The sequence below is a fragment of the Deinococcus humi genome (assembly GCF_014201875.1).
GTDB classification, from domain to species: Bacteria; Deinococcota; Deinococci; order Deinococcales; family Deinococcaceae; genus Deinococcus; species Deinococcus humi.
In genome coordinates, this window is sequence record NZ_JACHFL010000004.1 from 83,809 (window position 1) to 101,094 (window position 17,286).

The window sequence follows — 17,286 nt, forward strand, 5'->3', positions numbered from 1 at the left end:
GCGCCCTGTCAAGGTGCCGTCTTATCCTTTCACGCCGCCGCTCACGGAAGCGCCTTCCACGAAGTAGCGCTGGAAGGTAAAGAACAGGATAATGACTGGCAGCATCACCAGCAGGGCCGCCGCCATCAGGTACTGCCACTGCACGGCCGTGGCGGTGCGGAAGAACTGCAGCCCGACCTGCAGGGTGTAAAGCCTCTCGTCGTTGAGGTACAGCAGTGGGCCCACGTAGCTGTCCCAGGCGCCTTCGAAAGTAAAGATCGCGACCGTCGCCAGGGCTGGCTTGGACAACGGCATGACCACCCGGCTCCAGATCCAGAAATCACTGGCGCCGTCCACCCGCGCGGCCTCAGAATACTCGTTGGGAATCCCCATGAAGAACTGACGCAGCAAGAAGGTGAAAAAGGCCCCCGCAAAGAAGCTGGGCACGATCAGCGGCAGGTACGTCCCCACCCAGTGCAGTCTGGAGAACAGGATGTACTGGGGGATCAAGGTCACCATCCCTGGAATCATCATGGTGGCCAGCAGAATGCCGAACATCAGGTCACGGCCTGGAAAACGCAGCTTCGCGAAGCCGTAGGCGGCCAGCGAAGAGGACAGCACCGTGCCGACCACCACGGCCACGGCATACAGGGCCGTGTTGATGGCGTAGCGGGTAAATGGCGCCAGCGACCAGGCTTTACTGAAGTTATCGAAGCGCAGTGGATCGGGGATCCAGATGGGTGGGTTGGCGTAGACCTGGGTGTCGGCCTTCAGGGCAGTGGAAAGCATCCATAGCGCCGGGAACAGGACCGCCGCGCTGATGGCACACAGCAGGGCGAACGCCATCAGTTTCCAGAAGAGATTCTTCGCGATCGGACCGTTAAACCGGGGCCGCTTGGCGACCGGAGCAGCCGAGCTGGGCAGATTCTGTTGGACAGTCATCAGCGAGCCTCTCCCTCGTAGTACACCCAGCGGCGCGAGACCCAGAACTGCAAGCCCGTCAGCATCAGGGTAATGATCAGGAGCACCCAGGCCATCGCGCTGGCGTAGCCCATCTGGTACTCGCCGAAAGCTTTTTGCCACATGTACAGGCCGTAGAACAACGTTGAGTACGACGGTCCACCCTTACCCCCCTCTGAAACGATCAGTGAGGTCTCCCAGAACTGAAAGGCGGCAGAAATGCCGGTCACCAGTTTGAAGAAAATGGTAGGCGACATCATGGGTACGGTGATGGCCCAGAACTGCTTGACCGGCGAAGCACCGTCGAGCATGGCCGCTTCATACAGGTGCCGGGGAATCCCCTGGAGACCGGCCAGGTAGATGATGTAGCCGCCCGCTGCACCCCACATGCTCATGATGACCAGGGCGGGTTTGGCCCAGGTGGGGTCGGCGAACCACAGCGGAGGGTTGTCCACGCCGATGGCCCTGAGAAAGACGTTGATGGGACCGAAATCAGGATTGAAGACCCACAGCCACAGCAGGAGCACCGCCACACCCGTCAACACTTTGGGAAGAAAGAAGATGGTACGGAAAATGCGTTGTCCGGGAATCTTCTGGTTCAGCAGCACCGCGATCAGGACGCCGGTGAACACACTGAGCGGCACGGCAAACAGGACATAGAAACCGGTGTTGTACAGCGACGTCCAGAACAGGTCGTCATCGAAAAACAGCCGTCGATAGTTGTCCCAGCCGACCCAGGTCGCTTTGGAAGTGATGTCGTAGTTGGTAAAGCTGGCGTACAGCGACCACAGCATCGGGCCTGCCACAAACAGTAGGAAACCGAGAAACCAGGGGGCGATAAACAGATAACCGGTGAGCGCTTCTTTCCGCCGGACCTGGCTCATGCGGGCCATGTGAACCTCCTGAAGGGGGACGGCTGATAGGGATGCAGTGACGACAGGCTCATCGGCAACTGCGGAGCGGCGGCCTTCTTTGCTCTGTCTCGGCCAGGGACGTCAGTACACGGGTGAGTTGCTTAAATATATAAAAAAATTGAAGCTTTTGGTATATGCTCATGGGCAAGGCCAGCGCCCCAACCCATCTTCACCTGACTGCAGAGGAGCCCCCCATGACCACGCTTCCGCTGGAGGCCAACCCACGCCATGTCCTGGCAATTGACATTGGTGGGACCAAACTCGCCGCCGGGATTGTCACCGCGACCGGCGAACTGCTGGACACGGTCCGCACGCCGACCTTTGTCGAGCAAGGCCCGGACAGGATCGTTGAACGGCTGCTTGACCTGAGCCGGACCCTGCTGCAGCGCAGCCGCGCGTCGGTCAGTCGGGTCGGGATCGGGTGCGGTGGTCCCCTGGATACCCGGCGAGGACTGATCCAGAATCCCCCGAACCTGCCTGGCTGGATCGAGTATCCCCTCGTGCGCCGGATTCAGGCTGGCCTGGGGCTCCCAGTGTCCCTGGAGAACGACGCCAATGCTGCGGCCCTGGCCGAGTACCACTTTGGTGCCGGCCAGGGCACCCGGCACATGGTCTACCTGACCATTTCGACCGGCATCGGCGGGGGCCTGATCCTGGACGGTGAACTCTACCGCGGCAAGCACGGCAACGCGGGTGAACTCGGGCACATCCAGGTGCGCTACGACGGGCGGCCCTGCAACTGTGGAGGCCGCGGCTGTCTCGAAGGCTACGCCTCTGGCACCAATATCGCCCGGCGCGCCCGTGAACTTGCGGCCCACCATCCGGAATCGCTGCTGGCCCGCCTGGTCCCCAGTCTGGAAGACATTCAGGCCCAGACCGTCCTGGCAGCCCTGCAGGCCGGCGACCCGGTCGCTCACGCGCTGTGGGACGAAACACTGGACATGCTGGCGGCGGGGGTGGCCAGCATCGTGCACGCCTTTGATCCCGAGCGCGTGGTGATTGGCGGCGGCATCAGCAATTTCGCAGATCTGCTCTTTCCCCCTCTCCGCGAACGGGTGGCGCGGCGCAGCATGCCGGCGCTCGCCGACAGCGTGGATATCTGCCCCGCAGCGTTCGCAGAGAACGTTGGCATCCTGGGTGCGGCAGCCGTCGCACTGCGGGAGCCGATGGAGGTTTCGTTATGACCCTGGCCACCGAGCATCTTCACAGCTACATCGACCGGCACCGCCAGGCCCTCGACCGCCTGGCTGGACTCGCCCCGGAAGTCCGCCTGACGGCGCAGGCCTGCGTGGACGCGCTACAGCGCGGCAACAAACTCCTGATCTGCGGCAATGGCGGCAGCGCGGCCGACGCGCAACACTTTGCCGCGGAACTGACCGGACGCTACCGCCGGGAACGCCGCCCCCTGCCGGCCATCGCCCTGACCACAGACTCAAGTGCGCTGACCTGCATCGGCAACGACTACGCGTTCGAGGAGGTGTTTGCCCGGCAGGTTCAGGCCCTCGCCCAACCCGGTGATGTGCTGGTGGGCATCACCACCAGTGGGCGCAGTGCCAACGTCATTCGTGCGCTGGAAGCCGCCCGCAGGCGCGGAGCCTTTACCGTCGCCCTGACCGGAGAGGGCGGTGGCCCGGCGGCACAGTGCGCCGACGTGAGTCTGCGGGCACCAAGCGAGCACACCGCGCAGATCCAGGAAATCCACATTCTGCTGATTCACGTGCTGTGTGAGACCATCGATGACGCTTTTGTCGAGGACGCTCAGGCATGACGATCACGCCGAAGGCCGCTGTCTTTCACATGATCGGCAACGCCCATATAGACCCGGTGTGGCTGTGGAACTGGCAGGAAGGGTACCAGGAGATCAAGGCCACCTACCGCTCTGCGCTCGACCATCTCGCGGAACATCCAGGGTTTGTCTTCACGGCGTCATCGGCGGCCCATCACGCCTGGATCGCCGACAACGAGCCGGAAATGTTCGAGGAGATCCGGACGCGAGTCGCGGAGGGACGTTGGGCCCTGGTCGGCGGCTGGTGGGTCCAGGCCGACTGCAATCTCCCGAGTGGCGAAGGCTTTGTGCGCCAGGGACTGTATGGACAGCGTTTCTTTCACGCACAGTTCGGACGGACTGCCGACACCGGTTACAATCCTGACTCGTTTGGGCACGCTGGAACGCTGCCGCAGATCCTGCTCAAAAGTGGACTGACGCGATACACCTTTATGCGGCCCGGACCGCACGAACAGGCACTGCCCGCCCGACTGTTCTGGTGGGAGGGGCCTGACGGCTCCCGGGTCCTGACCTTCCGGATTCCCTACGAGTATTGTACCTGGGGCAAAGACCTTGAAGCGCACATTCGCAAATGCACCACCGAGCTCAGCGGCAGCGTCTCCGAGCTGATGTGTTTTTATGGCGTCGGAAATCACGGGGGTGGCCCCACCACCGAGAACCTCGCGTCCATCGCGCGCCTGAATGGGGCGGCCGACCTTCCAGAGTTGCGCCTGAGCGCTCCGTCGCAGTATTTCGATGCCGTGCAGGACGCTAGCGTGCCGGTGTGGATCAACGAGCTGCAGCATCACGCGGTCGGCTGCTACGCCGCGCACTCAGGCGTCAAACGCTGGAACCGCGCGGCTGAGCTCGCGTTGGTGCGCGCCGAGAAGATCGCCGCACTGTCCACAGCCCTGACCGGCCTCCCGTACCCCCACGCCGATCTGGAGCGCGCCTGGAAACGGGTGTTGTTCAATCAGTTTCACGACATTCTGGCAGGCACCTCGATTGAGAGTGCCTACGAGGACGCCCGCAATGAGTACGGTGAGGCGCTGGCGACCGCCCAGCACCTCACGAATGCGGCCCTGCAGCGAATCAGCTGGCGCGTGACGGTGCCGCGCGTGGAGGGGAGCAAACCGTACGTGGTCTTTAACCCGCACCCCTGGGCGACGCGCGTTCCCATCGAACACGAAACGGGCGGTGTCCCCGAAGAGTTCACGGTGACTGATGACAGCGGCCAGCCGGTGCCAGCACAGCGCGTGCGCTCGGAAGCGACGGTCACCGGCTGGCGTAAGCGCCTGACGTGGATGGCCGAATTGCCGCCCTTCGGGTACCGCACCTACACGGTCCGGCCCGAAGCCGGGCCTGAAACCTTGCAGGTCGACGCGAGCGACCTACATCTGGAGAATGCCGCGTTCCGGCTGGAGATCGATCCCCAGACCGGCGGCATCGCGCGTCTGCTCGACAAACGCAGCGGAGCGGAGGTCTTCAGCGACACGGCTGCGTTCGGGACTGTCATGGACGATCCATCTGACACCTGGAGTCACGCGCTGCTGCGCTACGACGCTGTTGTCGGCCGGTTCGCAGACGCGACAAGCGCCGTCTTGGAGCACGGTCCGGTCCGAAGCACCATCCGCACCGTCAGCCGCTTCGGGCGCAGTACCCTCACGCAGGACTACATCCTGTACGCCGCCCAGCCACACATCGAGGTGCGCGTCCGGGTGGACTGGCACGAACAGCACCGGGTGCTGAAGCTGAATTTTCCCACACACCTTCACTTCCCAGAAGCGACCTTCGAAGCGCCCTACGGCGTCACCACCCGTCCCACCACCGGCGATGAACAACCCGGGCAACGCTGGATCGATCTGAGCGGGGTCCACCGGCCCAGCGGCGTCATCCGCGGGTTGAGTTTGATCAATGACGCCAAATACAGTTACCACGCGCTGGACGCCGACATCGGGCTGACGGTCCTGCGCTCTCCAGTCATTGCCCATCACGACCCCTACGTCCCTTCCGAGGGCGGCGACTACCGTTTCATGGATCAGGGTGAGCAGCAGTTCACGTACTGGCTCTATCCGCACGCCGGCACCTGGAGAGACGCTGGGACACCCCGCGAAGCGGCTGTGTTCACCGAGCGGCCACTGGTGATTCCAGAGACCTACCATGATGGTCCGTTCGCCCCTGCCGCGTCCTTCATGCAGGTCGAGCCGGCCAACGCGCAGATCACGGTCTTCAAACGCGCCGAGAACAATCACGGTTACGTGCTCCGTCTGGTGGAGACCCAGGGCCGTCCCATCCGCGCCCAGGTGGACCTGCCCCTTCTGACCTGTAGTTTTGAGACTGAGCTCGGTGCGTTCGAAATCAAAACGGTCTTGATCCCTGATAGTGGGGGGCCGGCACAGGTGATCAACCTGACAGAACTTGAGGTGCTGGGTCAGACCTGAAACAGCTTGAGAACCTGAAAAGGTGCCAAGGACAGGCCTGAAGCTCAGACACAGGTGTCCGCACAGAGCTGGGTGACGGCGGACGTAACGCGGGGACGCTACCGTGTTGTTTCAGGCACTCGTTGATTTGCACCAAATCTGTAAAAAGCGGCTTGAGGTTGTTGCAGAGATGCACGCTGCCAGGACATGGAATCTGCCCAGCGTCAATGGCGGCCGTTCCAGATCCTGTCCCAGCCGACGGAATCTTCACGACCACACGAAGGATCGTTCGACGACCCACCGTTTCGCCCCGAGGATAAACCCTCGCCCTCCCAGCTTGCAGCCGCGCCGCGTAGACTTCCGGCATGACCGCCTCTGTTCCCACGCGCGACGTGCTGCTCACCTGCCCGCTGGATTGCCCCGATGCCTGCCGCCTGCGGGTCACGCTCGGGCGGGGTGAGGACGGACAGGAACGCATGCTGAAGGTCACGGGAGACGCCGGACACCCCTACACCCGCGGCTTTGCCTGTGCCAAGACGGTGCATTACCCCGCGCGGGCCAACCATCCGGACCGGCCCCTGTACCCGCTGCGGCGCGTGAATCCGAAGACTGATGCCGAGCCGGTGTTCGAGCGCGTGAGCTGGGACGCGGCGCTCGACGACATCGCCGCCCGCTTGAGGACGTTGCTGGACACCCGCGGCCCGCAGAGCATCCTGCGCTACAATTACGCCGGGACCATGGGCCTGATGGAGGGTGCGCACGTGCACGCGCTGTTCCGCGCCCTGGGCACCCCGGAACTGGACGAAACGATCTGCGCCACCGCCGGCACCGAGGCCTGGGCCATGGGCTACGGCGCGCGCTACGCGGTTGATCCGGCAGACGTGCGCCGCGCCCGGCTGATCGTGTTGTGGGGGATCAACAGCTTGAGCACCCACAGCCACCTGACGCCCGAGCTCACGGCGGCCCGCAAGGCCGGGGCCAGGATCATCTGCATCGATCCGTACCGCAATCGCAGTGCCGCCTACGCCGACACGCACCTCAAGATCCGTCCTGGCAGCGACGCCGCGTTGGCGCTGGGCGTGATGCACGAGCTGTTCGCCCACGGCTGGACCGACGATGCATACATCGCCGAGGCGACCGAGGGCATCGAGGAGCTGCGTGAAGCTGCCCTTGGGTGGACGCCGCAGCGCACGGCCGCCACCACCGGTCTGAGCGTGCAGGATGTGCAGGACCTCGCACGCGCCATCGGGACCACCCGGCCCACCTACATTCGGGTCGGCTACGGCATGACCCGCCACGAATACGGCGGAACCAACCTGCGCGCCGTCACCCTGATCTCCGCGCTGACCGGCGACTGGCGCGTGCCAGGCGGCGGCTGCGTCCTGAGCAGCAGCGGGGCGTTCAAGCTCAACCGCACGCAGCTGGGCGCGGCCCACCTGATCCGCAAGGAGACACCGCACATCAACATGAATGCCTTCTCGGACGCCCTGAAGCCCGCGGCCGGGCTGGGCGCCACGTTGATCTACAACTGCAACCCGGCGGTGGTTGCCCCAGATTCGGGCAGCGTGCGCGCCGGCCTGCAGCGCGCCGACCTGCTGGTGGTGGTGCTGGAACAGGCCATGACCGAGACGGCCCGGCTGGCCGATTACGTGCTGCCCGCCACGACGTTTGCCGAACACGCCGACGTGTACACGAGTTACGGCCACCACTGGCTGGGCTACAACCCGGCAGAATTGGAGGCCCCCGGCGAGGCGAGGCCCAACTCCTGGGTCTTTCAGCAGCTGGCCCGCCGCCTGGGCGTGACCGAGCCGAGCGTGTACTGGAGTGTAGATGACCTGCTGGAGGCCGTACTGGACAGCGGCCACCCGTATCTAACCGGTGTGACCCCCGAGAGGGTGAGAGCCGAGGGCAGCGTGCGCCTGAATCTGCCCACGCCCTTCTTGCCGTATGCCCACGGGGCGGAGACCCCCAGTGGCCGGGTGCAGCTTGCGCCCGCGCCGGTTCACCGCGAGGCGCAGGCCGCGCTGAATGACGTCTATCCCCTGCGGCTGCTCACCCCGCCAGCGCATCACTTCCTGAACAGCACCTACGGCAACCTGCCCAACCTCAACCGCGCCGAGGGCGGCGAGCCCCAGCTCCTGATCCATCCTGACGACGCGCAGGCGGCCGGGCTGAGCGATGGGGCCTACGCCGCGCTGGAATCTGAGGTGGGCCAGGTGCAGCGCCGCGTGCGGGTGACCGGGGCAACGCAGCCAGGCGTGGTGGTCGTGGAGGGGACATGGTGGGGCCTGTCGGCGCCGGACGGCCAGAGCATCAATACCCTGACCGCCCAGACCCTCACCGACCTGGGCGGGGGCAGCACCTTCCACAACACGCGGGTGCGGGTGCGGCCCGTCGGGGCCGCTGGGGACAGCAGCACGGCGACGGACCAGGGCTCCTGACCGGCGAGAGCCATGTGACCCGCCTAACCCGCCTCAGGCCGGCAGTCCTCGCGCCTCAAGTCATTTCGGTGGCGATGATTCTCCCAGGATCAGCCACAGGTGTCAGGCGGTCGCAGGCAGATGGGCGGCTTTCTCCTGGGCACATTCCTTCTTCAGGAGAGCGTTCCTCGGCATGAACCTCCAGCCCTGGCAGGCAACAGGTATGGGACAGGCGCTGCTCAGAGGAGATTTCAGGTCAGAGCAGCGCGTAACCCTGGCCACCTGAGGCTCAATCCGATGAGGTGAGGGCTGTGCCTATTGACATAGACCTACTTGTAAGTAAAATAATAACAAGTCGGAACAGGATGCTGAAGGAGGATCAGGATATGAACAGTGACTATTCTATTGCCGTGCATGTCCTGGCCCTCCTGAACGCCTTTCCTGAGCCGATGAGTTCCGAGGAGATGGCCGCAAGCGTCGGCGTCAATCCGGTGGTGGTGAGGAATGTGGTGGGGCACCTCAGGCGGGCGGGCCTGCTCGACACCCAGCGGGGAGTGCCCGGAGCCAGATTGACCCGGTCAGCGTCGCAAATCACGCTGCTGGACATCTACCGGGCCGTCGGAGCGCCGGATTCAGTCCTGAAGCTGCATCAGAAAGCCAACCCGGCCTGCCCGGTAGGAGCACGCATTCAGGGCGTGCTGGACGCGGTCTTTGAACAGGCTCAGGCAGCCATGGAGGCGCGTTTGGCCCTGGTCCGGCTCTCGGACGTCACGACAGCCATAGCTCAGGTGAGCTGAGTCAGTTCGATTTTTTTGGCCTGAGCTGTAGATTTTTTTATTACACCACCCCCTGTACAGTTTCGCCCTCTCGTCGCTGGTCCAGCGTACTGGACCCCAGGAGTCACCATGTCCAACCGTCTGATCGCCGTCACCGGAGCCACCGGCCATCTCGGTCAACTCACCATCTCGGCCATGCTGGAGCATGGGGTGCCCCCCCAGGAGATCGTGGCGTTGGTGCGCGACCCTGCCAAGGCCGAAGCTCTGACCGCCCAGGGCGTGCAGGTGCGGCAGGCCGACTACACACAGCCGCAGACGCTGGACGCGGCGCTGAAGGGCGTAAGCCACCTGCTTCTGATTTCGTCCAGCGATTTCAACGATCGCGTGGGCCAGCACCGCAATGTGGTGGACGCCGCCGCACGGGCAGGGGTGAAGCTGCTGGCGTATACCAGTCTGCTGCGGGCCGATACCTCCGCGATGATTCTGGCGGGCGATCACAAGGCCACCGAGGAGCTGATTCGCGCCTCCGGCCTGCCCTTCGTCTTTCTACGGAACGGCTGGTATCTGGAGAATTACACCCCTGCCCAGGCCGCGCAACTCGGGGTCATCGCGGGGAGTGCGGGAGAAGGCCGGGTCAGCGCTGCGGCCCGGGCTGACTATGCGGCAGCGGCGGCCACGGTCCTCAGTCAGCCCGGCCACGAGAACGCGGTCTACGAGCTGGGCGGCGATCAGGCCTTCACGCTCGCCGAGCTGGCGGCCGAGGTGCAGGCCCAAACAGGACGCCCGGTGAGCTATCAGGATATGCCGCAGCAGGCCTACGCTGAAATGTTGCGGGGAGTGGGCCTGCCCGCTGCTCTGGCCGACGTCCTTGCCGATTCTGACGCGCACCTCGCACAGGGCGAACTGTACACTGACCGCCACGATCTGAGCCGCCTGATCAGTCGGCCAACCACCACGCTGGCCGAAAGCGTTCGGGCGGCCCTGGCCTAAGCGAGACCCTATCCATTGGCTGCGCTCCGCTTTGGAATGAACAGCGGTGTCATCGCAGGGAATCGTCTCCCCTGGCGGTAGATTGAAAACTCTGGGGCCTACGTTGCATGCGACGCAGGCCTTGGACATTGCTTGCCCAGTTCCGCTTGGCAGACTTCAGGGTCACGGACACCACTTCCAAGCGGAGCTGGGCGGCGACCGCGAGCGCCTGGGAGGATTTAGAGGCCGCGCAGATCATGGCGGGCGAGCGCTTCAGCCATAACCTGCTGTACGAGGCGATGTGGCAGGGGACGCCCGAGACGGTCTCCGCAGCAGGTGGCCGAGCACTGATGGGAAAGGGCTCAGACCCGCGAGGCGGCTATCTGGTTTAAGCGCGCTGCCCAGACAGCGGAGGCGGCCCTGCGCCTCCAAGAGGCTGAGAAGTGTAACCGGAGCGCTGCGGAGGCGTTCGAGGACGTAGGAGACCTGAACGCGGTGCGGAGGATTGCGGTCCGTCCCCCGTCCGCCCATTCCCTTCACTGAACCTGGTCGTCCGCAAGACCGGTTGGGTGGGCGGAGCATCAGGAATTCAGCCGCCGCAAAGTGACGTTCTGTGTGGGCAAATAATTCCCTATCCTTGACGGCTGTTCTCGTCCCACAGGGTTTACGGCACGCCTCTACTCATCCTGAGTACCGTGGCCGGTGGGCAAACCCTGCACCGGGAGCGAAGGCCTGGCGAAATGTGACCTCACAAGAATGCGAAATGAACCCAACAATCTCCTGAAGGGAAGGATAAAAAACCACGTCCTGATCAATAAGACTGGCGCCAGTGCGGTGGACTGTCATGTTAACCTTCGCATCTGCCATGAGCGAACTCCAGTCCAGCGAAGCCTTCAGCCGACTCCAGTTCTTTCGGAGCGAAGTGCAATTTGAGGCCGCGCAGCTCAACAACCGCATCAGCGCCTTTCTAACCGCACAGTCGTTTTTGCTGATCACCTACGGCTCGGCCATGAACAACAGCAACCCTGACTGGGGCACGTGGTTCCGCCTGGTGGCACCGCTGATCTTCGCGGCACTGGGCATCGCGCTGGCCGTGAACATCCGTCCCAGTATCCAGGCGTCACTGGAAGTCATCAAACACTGGCATGATAAGCAGCAGAACGTGATCGACACCCACGAGGAGTTGTCAGCCTACAACGTGAACGCCGGGGGCGGCATCACCGAGGATTCGGTTTCAACCCACAAGGGCCGCCGCTACGCCCTGACTACCCTGACCATCATGATCGGCGCGTGGTTGGTGCTCGGCGCAGTGTCGGTGGCGATGTTCGCACTAGGGCAGGGTTGACTGTTCTTTAGAGATCTTCCGGGGCCATTGAATAAGGCTACGCCGCACGGTTCCTGATCACCGTGTGGCTTTGCATCAAATCTGCTTTCCGCTCGGTCGCTCCTCTCCTCCCCCACTGACCCCGGAGGAGGCGCAACCAATGCAAACCAACAGCGTTCTGAAGAAAACGTGGTCAGAAGCCTTACAGCGAGCGGCCTGGAATTTGAGTCGCTTGCCTGCATAACCCTCCGCTGCTCCCTGACAGTCAGCAAAGAGCCACCCCGACCAATTGAGTTTCGCCCCCAGAAGCTCTTTTTCGGCAAACCCCGCGTCCATCAAGCGGACGGCGTCTTCGCACGACATGGGTGACCCCACCCGAACAACAGGCAATGAGAGAAAGCCCGACGCTTCGGCGCATCGGGCTTTTCGTTCTTTACCGTTACCGCATCAGTTTCCCGAGCAGGGCCGTCGTGTCGTCCTGGGTCAGATTACTGGTGGGCAGGCCGAGCAGAGTCAGCCTCGAAGAGGTCGCCGTGCCCACGCCTGACCTGACCGTCGCCACCACGGCGCTCCCGGCGCTCAGCAAGGTCTGCGTGCCCTGCCCCGGCGCCAGGTCGGCCCGGTTGGCACCCTGTTTCAGGGTGAGGCTCAGGCCCTGCATGACCGTGTTCGCCTGGCCGGTGACGGTGTAGCTCCCGTTGATGAGCCCCGCGTACGCCAGCTTATCTACCCCTGCGTACGCCTTGAAGAACGTCTGAACTGCCTCACCGGGTTCTGCCATGGTCGAGCCGTTTGTGGCGGAGGTCCGGACAAACCCAGGCGAGAAGAGCACGACCTTGCGGTTCGCGGTGTTCAGGTAGCCCTGGAGGTTCGCCACGTCGCCGGATGTCACGGGGTTAACAATGGTGTTTCCGGTGTACCACATCACGCCGCTGTACTTCTTCATAGTTTCGGTGCTGGGGCCGTCGGGTTCGTCCTTCGCCTGCCCACTGGCACTGTAGGGCACGACTGCCACGTCAAAGACCTTGCCGGCCATCGCGGCGCGCATGAACTTGTCGCCGTCTGAGTCAGGGGCAGGATTGCTGGTGGGCCAGTTGTTGCCGCTGCGGTCATCGTCCACCAGCAGCCACTTCTCCACCACGACGCGCACGTTCGCGGCCTTGGTGACGCTGCCATTCGTGCCCCTGACCGTCAGATCGTATAAGCCGACCGGAACGTTTGAACCGACCGTCAGGGACAGCGTGTTATTCCCTTCGCTAAACGTGCCCGCGATCTTGTCGGGGCCCGTCCCGACCACCTCCCCCTCCAGCGTGAGCGCCACGGTCCCGTCCGGGTTCTGCGGGCGAGTGACACTGACAGTGGTCGCCGAACTCTGGCCCGGCCCGATGCTGAGCGTATTGGGCGTGGCGTCCAGGGTGAAGTCGGGGTTGCCGGAATCGGCGGTGGTGGCACTCTTTTCCAGTCCGCTGCTCGACCCGACCGCGTTCGTGGCCTTAAGGCGGTAGGTGTACGTGGTGTTGGGGGTCAGGTTCTCATCCAGCCAGCTCGTCGTGGTCAGGTTGTCCTTCAGCGTGGCGTAGGCCCCGTTGTTGAACTTGCGCTCCAGCACCACGTGTGCTCCCGCCTCCACGCCGCTCCAGTCGAGCTGTACCTGGGTACTGCCCTTGGCGGCCGCGGTAAAAGTCGTGGGGTTGGCGGGGATCTGTCCCGGCGCCGCACCGCCATCTCCACAACTTGCCAGCGCACCTGTGAGCATCAAAAATCCGACCATTTCTCGTTTCTGCATATTCATACCTTCCTTTCGGATGGCAAGGTACGAAAGGGCAGATGGCAGAGGGATGGCAGCCCCGCAACCCCTGTGTGATGGGGTCAAGCGGAAAAGAGGACAAGAAAGACAGCTTGGCACGGAAACTGACCAGGTCACACTGACGCAAGGAACCTGGAAAACCGCGGCCTGAGCGGCGGCTCGGCAGGGTGACACCCGAATGACATCCAGCTCCCTCTATGGTGCCCTGACTTCAAACCGGCAGGCCCAAAGAGGTGCTCGCCGCAAAGAGAGGGCTGAAGATGCGAAACATGAAGGTGGTGGGCGTGGCGCTGCTGCTCACGGTTCGCAGTTCGTGCGGGGGCACTGGCGTGGGTTCCACTCCGGTCGAGCCCCCGCTGGCGACACCGGACCGGGCAACCCTGGTCAGGTGGAGCCATACACGATGACGGGCATCGTGAAAAGCGAGAATGGTCAGCCCGTCGCGGACGCGGAGGTCTACGCCGAGAACACGCTCCAGTACAACGTGAGCCAGCCTGGCATGACGGACGCGCAGGGACACCACCGCATTGCACTTCCAAAGAACGAACTCGGCACTGGGCGGAGCGACCAAGGATCTACACCCTGCGTGCCCGGCATGAAGAGAAGAGAGCGGCGAGTGCAGGTGAATTGCCAGGGTTCCATGCAGTCCGCGCCATTCACGCTGCCCGGGTGGTTCCGGGCACGTTCCACCACAAGGAGGACCCTCCCATGCGAACTTTCAGACGGATCGCCGCACTCTCCCTCGTCCTGACCCTGAGTGGTGCCCTCGCCACGTCGCCGGCCCTGCCGCATCTGGCCTTTGACGCGCGGCTCCTCGGCCTCGGGAGCAGCATCAAGGCCGTGGAAGCGCAAAAGCGTGAGAACACGGGCTTTACACGGTTCTTTCCACCCCACCACCTGGAGGCGTTGTTTGGGACGGCTAACCCCCCGGTGGGCGGACTGGACGTGTATCCCGTCGCGGACCTTCTCGCCCGGGATCCGCGGGGGCAGGACGGCGTCCGTGACCAGATCGAGATGCTTCGTGCCCTGCTTAAAACGCGGCGCGGCCCCCTCACCCCTCTTGACCAGATGCCCTTCCTGCCACGGTTGTACGAGGGCCAGGTCCTCCACGCCGCGGTTCAATATCTCGACTTTCCGGGAGTGCGGGGGGTGCGCTTCCTGGCCGGTTTCATCAGCCCCGGCGAGGTCGCACCCCTGGGGCGGCGGAACGTCTTCTACACCTTTCAGGGCCTCTCCAACGATGGAAAGTACTACCTCTCGTTCCAGTACTCGGTCGCGCTGCGCGAATTGCCTGTCGATGCCTACGCCGGGGCCAATCGGCGCGTTATGGACGCCCTGCTGGCGGGAAAGGACGCGGGCGCCGAGTGGAAAGCGTCCCTGATGCGCACGGCGCAGTTGTTGAACGCTCTACAAAACAATCCCCGGCTGACCCGGCTCGACGCCTTCTTGAGAACCGTCCGGCTGAACTGACGCTGGAGCGTTGCCGGTGCGTCATCCCCTCCGAGAAGTGCGGGCCGCGCGCCGACGGCCCCTTACCCGGGACGTCGCGGCAAACCAGTCAAACCCCTCATCCTGGCCACAGAGCCTCTTGCCGATAGCGCGGCCAAAGGAGAAATGCCCATGAGCACAAAGAAATTGAACGGCGTAAAAGCAGGACTCCTCCTCGCCTCGCTCCTTGCCGGAGGCGTGACTCAGGCAGACACCACCAAACCCACTCCCTACATAATGACCGGAACCGTTCGAAATTCCGCCGGGCAGCCTGTCTCTGGCGTGGACGTCTACGCGGAGAACACGCTGTACTACAACATGAACGCGCTCGGGACGACCAATCGGCAGGGGCGGTACACCATCACGCTTCCGAGAAACGAGATCGGTACCTGGCGCGGTGGTGCCCGGCTGAGCCGCGAATACCATGGGACGGTCTACCAGTTCCAGCTCGTGCCCGCTGACCGATCCGAGTTCGCCACACGGTCAGGAGCCATCCGCGACTTCACCTGGAAGCTCACTGGAAAAAAGCCCGACGGCGGATATTACGGCGGAACGCTGTGGATGTTCGGCGCAGTGAATGCGCCCGGCTTCGACCTGGGCCGCGTAGAGGTCACGTTGACCCCGGTCGGGCCGATCATTGACGGCAGCCCTGGAAAGGTGATCAAGGGCTTCCTCGTGGGCTCGCAACTGCGGGACATTCCAATAGGCCGCTACAAGGTCTCGGCACGGTACATGCCCGAGAACAGCGCCCCACAGACCGTGCTGATCGGGGCTCGCAACCCCAGCAACTATGAACTCTCCATGACGAGCGACTTCCGGCGCTCGAACACCGTGGGTGACGTGCTGGAGTTCACCGTAAGACTGGGGGAGAAACCCACGACGAGCGCGAGCGACGCTCTGTACGTGTCCGGTGAGGTGCGTGCGAACGCGGACCTGAAGGGTACTGTGGTCGCGGTATGCGTGATGAAGGGCGATCAGTGCGACCAGGCGACGAGGCGAACAACGACGGTCACCACACCAGGCATGAGCGCGGCGTACCGCCTGGACGATCTTCAGGAGAGTGCGAAATACCAGCTCTCCGCCTGGAAAGACGTAAACGGCGATGGACAGGTGAATGCCGGAGATCTGTTCGGCATCTACGGCGCGGACGCTCCGGGCACCACGGTGACGGCGCCCAACATGTTTACCAGCATCTCCCTGACGACCGTGCGGTAATGAGGAACACCTCGAATACCGGCAGGATCAGGACCAGTCCAAAACCACGCCGCCTCACCGTGGGCGTAGCAGGTTTTGGAGGAGTTCCCAGATGGGATTGTCCGGTACCTGGCATCCTCGGGAAGGAGGATGAAGCGGCCGCATGAACAGGGAAGCGTGTCATCGACATCGCTCGGGGAATCTCGTCGCATCACCTACTGACCCTGCTTTACACCAGGCTCAACACTGAAACTTCAGATCAGCTCCTGGCAGTCTCTAGAGATCGGCAGACACCGTATAGTAATGGAGGTGAGATTTATTGGTGTGGATGGACAATATCCACACTGAGCGTCATTCCTGTACCCGCTGTATATTCCATGTTCAGCGTGGCGCTAGGACCATAAGATCCACCACGCGTCTTAAGCCACAGAGGACCTTTGCCCGAGAGTGAGCGTGCCGTGATCGTGTAACGCCCCTGTGGCACCTCGAAGGGCAATTGCGCCCACTTTAAGGTGAATGAATCGCCCGTTGTTCCGTCGATGAGTGGGCCATCCGGCATAAGCTGATATTCCACATCATTAAACTCTGGCATTTCCCCTGCTTCCGAAAGCCCGTAATTGGCGTATAAAAGGGCACCGTGATATCCGCCACCAGAAGAAGGACCCGTCAGTTTCAGCGTAAAGTTCCGTACAGCGCCATCCTGGCCTAGAAAAGGAGCAGTGGTGTCAACCTCGGGATAGAAGGTGTAGGGTTGCCCATGGTAATTGACGGGAAAATTGGCGGTTGCCGTCCATGAATTGAGAATGGGGAAGTTGGAAAAATCAAGATCATAGTGCCCTTGCCCATCTGTCACGGTCCAGACCTCGGAACCGTCGATCACGGTATTGTCGGCCCCCACCTGCACGTTCGCCAGCGGTTTGCCCTGGGAGTTCTTGACTACACCCATCATGTGGAATGGCCGGGCGGTGCCGGGATTCGGGTTCGGCTCTGGGGACGGCTTGGGATTCTGGTTTTGTGTCGGTGGGCTGACCGGAGGGGGAGCGCCACAGGCGGTCAGAGAGGCGCTGGCGAGGGTTGCGAAGATTAGCGTGATGCGGGATAGCTTGAGCTTCATGGTGGACCTCCAGGTGGGAAGCGGCCTCAGCGGCCAACTCCATGCGCCTGAGCGTAGAGGGAAGCCGATGATGAGCCGATGATCGACAGACGGTCATCCGGCTGGACTGGGCAACACCAAAGGAACCGAAGCTCCCGACAAGCAAGTCAGGAGCAT

At 63.1% G+C, this 17,286-nt stretch carries 15 protein-coding genes and 1 pseudogene; 11 read left to right on the top strand and 5 right to left on the bottom strand.

Features of this window, described 5'->3' with window-relative positions; all coding sequences use genetic code 11:
* Nucleotides 1-21: 21 nt before the first annotated feature.
* Together HNQ08_RS09465 and HNQ08_RS09470 are read right to left on the bottom strand one after the other, a co-directional pair.
* A complete protein-coding gene (locus HNQ08_RS09465) occupies nt 22-921 on the bottom strand; it encodes a carbohydrate ABC transporter permease (protein ID WP_184130628.1) in 900 nt (299 codons plus the stop codon).
* On the bottom strand, nt 921-1,832 hold the full coding sequence (locus tag HNQ08_RS09470) for a carbohydrate ABC transporter permease (protein ID WP_184130631.1): 912 nt from the start codon (nt 1,830-1,832) through the stop codon (nt 921-923). The genes HNQ08_RS09465 and HNQ08_RS09470 overlap by 1 nt, the downstream gene beginning before the upstream one ends.
* A 215-nt stretch (nt 1,833-2,047) precedes the next feature.
* On the opposite strand from HNQ08_RS09470, the gene HNQ08_RS09475 reads away from it, so the two are divergent.
* From HNQ08_RS09475 to HNQ08_RS09485, 3 genes are read left to right on the top strand one after another with little or no spacing between them, the layout of a single operon-like run.
* On the top strand, nt 2,048-3,037 hold the full coding sequence (locus HNQ08_RS09475) for an ROK family protein (protein WP_184130634.1): 990 nt from the start codon (nt 2,048-2,050) through the stop codon (nt 3,035-3,037).
* The gene (gene gmhA / locus HNQ08_RS09480; protein ID WP_184130636.1) at nt 3,034-3,621 is read left to right on the top strand and encodes a D-sedoheptulose 7-phosphate isomerase; all 588 of its coding nucleotides are present in this window, start codon (nt 3,034-3,036) and stop codon (nt 3,619-3,621) included. The genes HNQ08_RS09475 and gmhA overlap by 4 nt, the downstream gene beginning before the upstream one ends.
* Nucleotides 3,618-6,059, top strand: a complete 2,442-nt coding sequence (locus tag HNQ08_RS09485; protein ID WP_184130639.1) for an alpha-mannosidase — start codon at nt 3,618-3,620, stop codon at nt 6,057-6,059. Before gmhA ends, HNQ08_RS09485 begins: the two co-directional genes overlap by 4 nt.
* Nucleotides 6,060-6,170: 111 nt before the next feature.
* On the opposite strand, the pseudogene HNQ08_RS28095 reads toward HNQ08_RS09485, so the two are convergent.
* Nucleotides 6,171-6,365 (bottom strand): annotated as a pseudogene (locus HNQ08_RS28095) (hypothetical protein); the annotation flags it as partial.
* 38 nt (nt 6,366-6,403) lie between these two features.
* Between HNQ08_RS28095 and HNQ08_RS09490 the strand changes: the two are divergent.
* From HNQ08_RS09490 to HNQ08_RS09510, 5 genes are all read left to right on the top strand, one after another.
* On the top strand, nt 6,404-8,479 hold the full coding sequence (locus HNQ08_RS09490) for a molybdopterin oxidoreductase family protein (RefSeq protein WP_184130642.1): 2,076 nt from the start codon (nt 6,404-6,406) through the stop codon (nt 8,477-8,479).
* Between the two features lie 365 nt (nt 8,480-8,844).
* Nucleotides 8,845-9,255 (top strand): Rrf2 family transcriptional regulator, encoded by a 411-nt coding sequence (locus HNQ08_RS09495; protein WP_184130645.1) that lies wholly within the window; start codon nt 8,845-8,847, stop codon nt 9,253-9,255.
* A 108-nt stretch (nt 9,256-9,363) separates the two neighbouring features.
* A complete protein-coding gene (locus tag HNQ08_RS09500; RefSeq protein WP_229789861.1) occupies nt 9,364-10,224 on the top strand; it encodes an SDR family oxidoreductase in 861 nt (286 codons plus the stop codon).
* A gap of 107 nt (nt 10,225-10,331) precedes the next feature.
* Nucleotides 10,332-10,595, top strand: a complete 264-nt coding sequence (locus HNQ08_RS09505) for a hypothetical protein (protein WP_184130648.1) — start codon at nt 10,332-10,334, stop codon at nt 10,593-10,595.
* Nucleotides 10,596-11,068: 473 nt separating this feature from the next.
* Nucleotides 11,069-11,548 (top strand): hypothetical protein, encoded by a 480-nt coding sequence (locus tag HNQ08_RS09510; RefSeq protein ID WP_184130651.1) that lies wholly within the window; start codon nt 11,069-11,071, stop codon nt 11,546-11,548.
* Between the two features lie 418 nt (nt 11,549-11,966).
* On the opposite strand, the gene HNQ08_RS09515 is transcribed toward HNQ08_RS09510, so the two are convergent.
* Nucleotides 11,967-13,313, bottom strand: coding sequence for a fibronectin type III domain-containing protein (locus HNQ08_RS09515; protein ID WP_184130654.1), 1,347 nt, complete (start codon nt 13,311-13,313; stop codon nt 11,967-11,969).
* Between the two features lie 281 nt (nt 13,314-13,594).
* Between HNQ08_RS09515 and HNQ08_RS09520 the strand changes: the two genes are divergently transcribed.
* The 3 genes from HNQ08_RS09520 (at nt 13,595) to HNQ08_RS09530 (ending at nt 16,037) form a co-directional block, all read left to right on the top strand.
* On the top strand, nt 13,595-13,741 hold the full coding sequence (locus HNQ08_RS09520; RefSeq protein ID WP_184130657.1) for a hypothetical protein: 147 nt from the start codon (nt 13,595-13,597) through the stop codon (nt 13,739-13,741).
* Nucleotides 13,742-14,042: 301 nt separating this feature from the next.
* Entirely contained in the window at nt 14,043-14,804 is a 762-nt protein-coding gene (locus HNQ08_RS09525; protein ID WP_184130660.1) for a hypothetical protein, read from the top strand.
* Nucleotides 14,805-14,954: 150 nt separating this feature from the next.
* A complete protein-coding gene (locus HNQ08_RS09530) occupies nt 14,955-16,037 on the top strand; it encodes a carboxypeptidase-like regulatory domain-containing protein (RefSeq protein ID WP_184130663.1) in 1,083 nt (360 codons plus the stop codon).
* Nucleotides 16,038-16,332: 295 nt separating this feature from the next.
* Here the strand turns inward: HNQ08_RS09530 and HNQ08_RS09535 are convergent, their stop codons facing one another.
* A complete protein-coding gene (locus HNQ08_RS09535; RefSeq protein ID WP_229789859.1) occupies nt 16,333-17,130 on the bottom strand; it encodes a carboxypeptidase-like regulatory domain-containing protein in 798 nt (265 codons plus the stop codon).
* Nucleotides 17,131-17,286 lie beyond the last annotated feature (156 nt).